The organism is Actinosynnema sp. (genome assembly GCF_052038725.1).
Genome location: NZ_JBQGCX010000564.1, coordinates 1 through 5,949, shown reverse-complemented (window position 1 = coordinate 5,949; position 5,949 = coordinate 1). Strand labels below are relative to the sequence as shown.

General features: G+C 74.0%; 5 protein-coding genes. 4 read left to right on the top strand and 1 reads right to left on the bottom strand.

Annotated features, from left to right (window positions below; all coding sequences use genetic code 11):
- Together ACTUAL_RS11355 and ACTUAL_RS11350 are read left to right on the top strand one after the other, a co-directional pair.
- A partial coding sequence (locus tag ACTUAL_RS11355; protein ID WP_440900233.1) for an MFS transporter occupies positions 1–979 on the top strand: 979 nt, incomplete at its 5' end.
- Between the two features lie 10 nt (positions 980–989).
- On the top strand, positions 990–1,457 hold the full coding sequence (locus ACTUAL_RS11350) for an acyl-CoA thioesterase (protein WP_440900232.1): 468 nt from the start codon (positions 990–992) through the stop codon (positions 1,455–1,457).
- A gap of 363 nt (positions 1,458–1,820) precedes the next feature.
- On the opposite strand, the gene ACTUAL_RS11345 is transcribed toward ACTUAL_RS11350, so the two are convergent.
- Positions 1,821–3,005 carry a TetR/AcrR family transcriptional regulator gene (locus ACTUAL_RS11345; RefSeq protein ID WP_440900231.1) on the bottom strand — a complete coding sequence of 395 codons (1,185 nt, stop codon included), beginning with the start codon at positions 3,003–3,005 and terminating at the stop codon, positions 1,821–1,823.
- A 208-nt stretch (positions 3,006–3,213) separates the two neighbouring features.
- On the opposite strand from ACTUAL_RS11345, the gene ACTUAL_RS11340 reads away from it, so the two are divergent.
- Positions 3,214–4,383: a cytochrome P450 family protein gene (locus tag ACTUAL_RS11340; protein WP_440900230.1), complete on the top strand. Its 1,170-nt coding sequence runs from the start codon at positions 3,214–3,216 to the stop codon at positions 4,381–4,383.
- A 31-nt stretch (positions 4,384–4,414) separates the two neighbouring features.
- Positions 4,415–5,707, top strand: coding sequence for a cytochrome P450 (locus ACTUAL_RS11335; RefSeq protein ID WP_440900229.1), 1,293 nt, complete (start codon positions 4,415–4,417; stop codon positions 5,705–5,707).
- Positions 5,708–5,949: the final 242 nt, after the last annotated feature.

Below are 5,949 nucleotides of genomic sequence, written 5' to 3'. Positions count from 1 at the left end.
CACCGCGCACCCCGTGGCCGCCCTGGCGGGCAACCAGTTCGCACTAGCCGCCTCAACTCTGGCCATGGCACTCCTGCCGAGCACGCCCGCACTGGCGTCCTCGGCTTTCCTTGCAGGCTTGGCCCTCCCCCTGACCAGCGGCGGCTTCACCAGCCTGGTCCCCAGGCTCGCCACCGACCTCCCCCGCTCGACCTCGGACGACGCCCTGCTGTTCACCGCCGCAGCCATCGGCGGCCCGGCGCTGGCCGGCGTGCTGGCCGCGACGAGCGGACCGGTGACCGCGGTGCTGGTGATCGCGGCACTGGCCCTGACAGGCGGCCTGTGCACGCTCCGGCTACGCGTCCCACCACACCCACCGGCCGACCACCCGCCCCTGGTCGTCGCCCTGCGCCGAGGTCTGCGCCACCTCGCGGCGACCCCACCGCTGCGCGGCACGACGATCGCCTCGGCACTGGGGTACGGCGCGGTAGGCCTGCTGGCAACGGCACTCCCAGCACGCCTGACCGAACTGGACGGCACCCCACACCGCCTGGGCCTGCTCATGGCCGTGCTGGAGACCGGATGCGCAGCAGGCCTCCTAGCGCTGCGCCGCCACCTGTCCCGCTGGCCCCCGGAACGCGTAGTGCTCACAGCACTGGCCCTCTACGGCGCAGCCCTGGCCACCTGGCCACTGGCGAGCACCACCTGGACCCTGCTGCCCCTGGTAGCCCTCACCGGCCTGGTGGACGCCCCCGTCCTCCCGGCGACGATCAGCGCCAGGCAGCGCCACACCCCGCCCGCCCTGCTGGGCCAGCTCTCCACGACAGGCGCAAGCCTGAAGATCGGCACGTACGCACTGGGCGCAGCAGCAGGCGGCGCCCTGCTGTCGACTTGGCCCCCGTCAGGGGTGATCTGGCTGGCCGCCGCAGGGCAGGTGATCGCTGCGACGCTCGGAGCAGCCGCCACTACGAACCGGAAAACCTTTCGCGTGACGCCCTAGTATCCCGCGCATGGCCGATCCCCGCCCCGCCCACGTGCACCGCATCCGGGTCCGCCCGGTCGACTGCGACCGGCGGGGCGTGGTGCACGCGTCCCGCTACCCGATCTTCTTCGAGGCAGCGATGGTGGAGACGGTCAGGTCGCTGCTCGGGTCGTACCGGGAGCTGGAGAAGCACGGCGTGGAGTTCGCGGTGGCCGAGACGTCGGTGCGCTACCTGGGCGAGGCGGGCGTCGACGACATGATGCGCATCAACGTGCGAGTGCGCACCCTGGGCAGCACGACGATGACCCTGGGCTTCGAGGCCGAGGTGGACGGAACCCCGGTAGCGGTCGGCTGGACCCGCTACACCGCCTGCGGCACCCCGGAACCCAGACACACCCCGATCCCGGACGAACTGCGCCGAGCCCTGGAACAACGCACCCGAGCCACCCGCAACGGCCACGGCAGCACCACGACACCCCTCACCAAACGCCCCTAACTTCGCACCCACCCTCACGCCCCACGCGAGCACGCGCTCCACGGCTCCACGGCTCCACGGCTCCACGGCTCCACGGCTCCACGGCTCCACGGCTCCACGATGAGGCAATCAGGCACCGCAAGGCACATCCGCAAGCGCGCCCGGCCAGAGCCACCCACGAGAACCGCCATTCCCGGAACCGGCAGGCGGGACAAGCGGCCAGCGGGACACAAGCTGTCAGCGGGACGCAAGCAGTTGACGGGCCCCAGTCGGTTGGCAAGCAGCCAGCGTGTAGGTGCGTGCCTCGATCGCGATCCCGCTCGCCCCAGCACCAGCACCAGCGCCAGCGCCAGCGCGCGTGCCGGTAGCCCTCAGCTCACTCGATCACCCCTCCCTGCTGAGTGATCGGGCACCGAGAACCGCCGTGACCGCGCCGGTTCCCTCAGCGGTCGCCACCACTCGGCCGCCGGACAGCAGGGCCGCCGCCTCGGTCGTGTCCCCGGTCTCGGCGAACCCGGCCGCAGTCGCGAGCCGCCCACCCGGATCACACACCAGACGCACCTCTGGCCACGCCGTCTCGGGGAACGCCACCCGCACCGCCGCGCACAGCTCTCCCACCACCGCCCGCACCAGTGGCAGCACCTCGGTGGGCGTGTCGGTCACCAGTGCGATCGTCACCGGCACACCACAACGCGCCACCCGCTCCACCGCGCCCCAGCGCCGCACGCCCAGCACTGCGACCACCCCATCACCCGGCACGGCGACCACCTCGCCACCAGGCACAGCGAAACCACCAGCAGGCACAGCGACCGGCCCGCCACCGGTCACGGCAACCGACCCGTCACCAAGCGCCGAACCCACCCCGGCACCAGGCGCGACGCCTCTCCCGCGCACCAGGTCGACCAACCCCTCGGGGGTCGCCCACTCCCGGTCGTCCTCCCGCGCCTCGACCGCGGCCTCCGCAGGCGCCCACCAGTCGTCCATCACCAGCCCCGACAACCGCTCGCACGCGCTCACCACGTCGTACGCCGCAGGCGCCCCCGCCCCACCCGGCAGGGAGCCCAGCTGCCGCGCCCCGTGCAGCAGCGCCAGCACGAGCTCGGCCAACCGCACCCGGCGGGTGTGGATCGGGCCGTCCCAGCGCACCCCGGCCAGGGCCTCGGCCGCCAGGCCGAGCAGCACGGCGTTGACCCCCGCCAGCGCGCCCAGCACGTCCGCCACCTCACCCGCCAGCTCGGGCGGCAGCGCGCGGCCGATCCCGTCGGGCACCGGCGCCACCCACGTCCTCGCCAGCGCCCCCAGCGCCTCCTCCAGGGTCCGCCCCGGCCGGGCCCCCGGCGGGGGTGGGGTGCGCTCGACCAGGTCGGCCAGCACGGCCAGGTACAGCGCCCGCTTGCCGGGGAAGTTGGAGTAGACCGCGCCCCTGGTCAGCTCGGCGCGCTCGGCGATGGCGTCGACCCTCACGTCCCGGTACCCGCGCTCGGCGAACTCGGCGCGCGCGGCGGCCAGCACCGCGGCCCTCGTCCGCTCCTGCGTCTGCGCCCTGGTCAGCCGCGCCACGCCCACCACCCGCTCACCGGAACCCCTCCGCTCGACGCATCTCGTCCGCGATCAATTGTCCGGCAGCGGAAGATCCCGTTCCAACACCCTCGGACCTCTCCCGATCGGGTGGTTCTCCCGGCCCGCGAGCACCCCCGCACGCTTGACTCCAACCCCATCCAGATACTCTCAACATCCGAATGATGAGAACATCTGAATTACCGACCTGGAGCGCCCCGTGACCAACCCCGTCCTCGACCCCAGCGACCCCAAGACCCTGCTCGACCCCTTCACCGCGCACAGCACCGCCCGCGAGCAGTCCCCCATCGCCCTGATGCCCGTCCCCGGCCTGGGCGACCTGCGCGTCGCCACCCGCCACGACGACGCCAAGGCCGTGCTGTCCGACCCCCGCCTGCGGGTGAGCGCGAACAGCTTCACCGGCCTCCCCGGCATCCCCGCCCACTGCCTCCGCTACATGCGCACGATGTCCGAGCTGAACGGCCCCGAGCACCAGCGCGTCCGCAGGCTCGCCACGCCCGCGTTCACCGCCCGCCGCGCCGCCGGGTTCCGCCCCAGGATCACCGAGCTGGTGACCGCCCTCCTCGACGCGCTGCCCGACGACGGCGAGGCCGACCTGCTCGCCGACTACGCCGCCCCGCTGCCCAGCGACGTCGTCTGCGAGCTCGTCGGCATCCCCGAGGCGGACCGGGAGCGGTGGCGCGCCCACGGCTCGGCCGTCGTCTCCGGGAACCTTCAAGGCCTCGTCGCCGCCGTCCCCGACGTCATCGAAGGCGCGAAGGCCGCCATCGCGCACCGCCGCGCGCACCCCGGCGACGACCTGCTGTCCTGGCTGCTGGAGGTCGAGGACGGCCTCACCGACACCGAGCTGGTCACCCTCGTCTGGCACCTCGTGCTCGCGGGCCAGACCCCGGCCAACCTCGTCGTCAACGCCCTGGAGGCCCTGCTGACCCACCCCGACCAGCTAACCCTCCTGCGCGAGCGCCCCGAACTGGCCCCGCGCGCGGTGGAGGAGCTGACCCGCTGGGCGAGCCCGCAGCTGATGGCCACCCCGAGGTTCGCGGCCGGGGTGGTGGAGGTCGGCGGCGAGCCGGTCCCCGCGGGCGCGCCGGTCGTCGCGTCCCTGGTCGGCGCGAACCGCGACCCGCGCGCCTACACCGACCCGGACCGCCTCGACCTCACCCGCGCCGAGGGCGGCCACCTCGCCTACGGCCACGGCCCGCACTTCTGCCTGGGCGCGGCGTTCGCGAAGGTCGAGACCGAGGTCGCGATCACCGAGCTGCTGGCGCGCTACCCGGTCGTCGAGCTGGCCGAGACCCCCGAGCGGGTCCCGGACGGCGGCACCTGGCGGCTGGCGTCGTTGCGGGTGCGCTTGTCCCGAACCGCTTGAACCGGCCGCGCGGGTCGGCCACCGTGGGGTGATGTCGAGCAGCGCTCCACTCCTCACCCTCAAGACCGCGACCTCCCTGCTGGTGCTGCGCACCTCGCTGCGCGCCCGAGCCGCCCTGGGCGACCCGGTCGCCCGCCTGCTGGACACCTCGCCGCGCTGGGACCGGAACCGGGAGCAGGAACGCGTGCGCGCGGGCGGGCGCCTGGGGCGGAGCGACCTCGGGATGCGCGTCACCGCCTCGCACGCCGTGTGCGGCCAGGTGCTGCGCGACCCGGCCTTCGGGGTGCTCCAGCCGCTGCCGCCGCCGGAGCTGCCCGGCCCGCGGGGGCGGCTGGTGAACCCGGTGACGGACTCGTTCCTCACCCTCAACCCGCCCGACCACGGCAGGCTGCGCAGGCTGGCCGCCCCGTGGTTCACCCCGCGCGGCCTGCGGGCCAGGCAGGAGTCGGTGCGGCGGGTGGTCGACGAGCACCTGGACGCGCTGGCGGGCCGGGAGCGGTTCGACCTGGTGGAGGACTTCGCGGCGCGGGTCCCGGTGCGGGTGATCGCGGACCTGCTGGGCGTGCCGGGCGGCGACCACTCGGCGTTCGGCCGTTGGGGCAGCGCGATCATCTCGGCGCTGGACGGGGTGCGCTCGGTGCGGCAGGCGCGGGCGCTGGAAGTGGCGCTGGCGGAGTTCGAGGCGTTCCTCGGGGACCTGGTCGAGCACCGCAGGCGCGAGCCGGGCGACGACGTGGTCAGCGCGCTGGCGGCGGAGCCGGGGCTCTCGCGCGAGGACCTGCTGGCGACCACGGAGCTGCTGCTGGTGGCCGGGTTCGAGACGACGGTGAACCTGATCGGGAACGCGGTGCTGGTGCTGCTGGACCGGCCGGAGGACCGGGAGCGGCTGGTCGCGGAGGAGGCGTGGGCGGAGGCCGTGGTGGAGGAGGTGCTGCGGCTGGACCCACCGGTGCGGTACACGCTGCGGGCGCCGTTCGAGCCGGTGGAGCTGGCGGGGTCGCGGGTGCGGCCCATGACGCCGGTGATGCTGCTGCTGGCGGGCGCGAACCGGGACCCCGAGGTGTTCGCCGAGCCGGACCGGTTCCTGCCGGGGCGCGAGCGCGGGCGCGAGCACCTGGCGTTCTCCTCGGGCATCCACTACTGCCTGGGGGCCGGGTTTGCACGGATGGAGGCGGTGGCCGCGCTGCGCGGGCTGTTCGGGCGCTTCCCCGACCTGAGGCTCGCGGGACGGGTGCGCTCGCGGCGGTCGGGAACGATCCGGGGGCCGGTGTCCCTGCCCGTTTCCACTTCCGTGGGTCACACGATCGAGCTGAACAAGCGCTGATCACGGGTGGTGCGGCGCGGTTGTGGTGCATCCTGGTTCCAGCGCGGGACTGTCCCGCCGCACCGCCGCCGTGGCGGGCCACCCCGCGCTCCTAACACCCTCGTCGCCCTCCTCCGGGAGGGCGGCGAGGTGTTGCGCGCTCCAGCGCATCCCTCTCGGTTGACCCTCGTCACTTTCCAGCCTTCCGGGCTGCCCTCGCAGCTCCCGCAAACTGTACCTTCCGGAAGGTACAGTTTGCGGGA

Bases quoted from the DNA above. Each gene is read 5' to 3' on its own strand.
- ACTUAL_RS11335 (WP_440900229.1), top strand. From the start codon at position 4,415: ATGTCGAGCAGCGCTCCACTCCTCACCCTCAAGACCGCGACCTCCCTG.
- ACTUAL_RS11350 (WP_440900232.1), top strand. From the start codon at position 990: ATGGCCGATCCCCGCCCCGCCCACGTGCACCGCATCCGGGTCCGCCCG.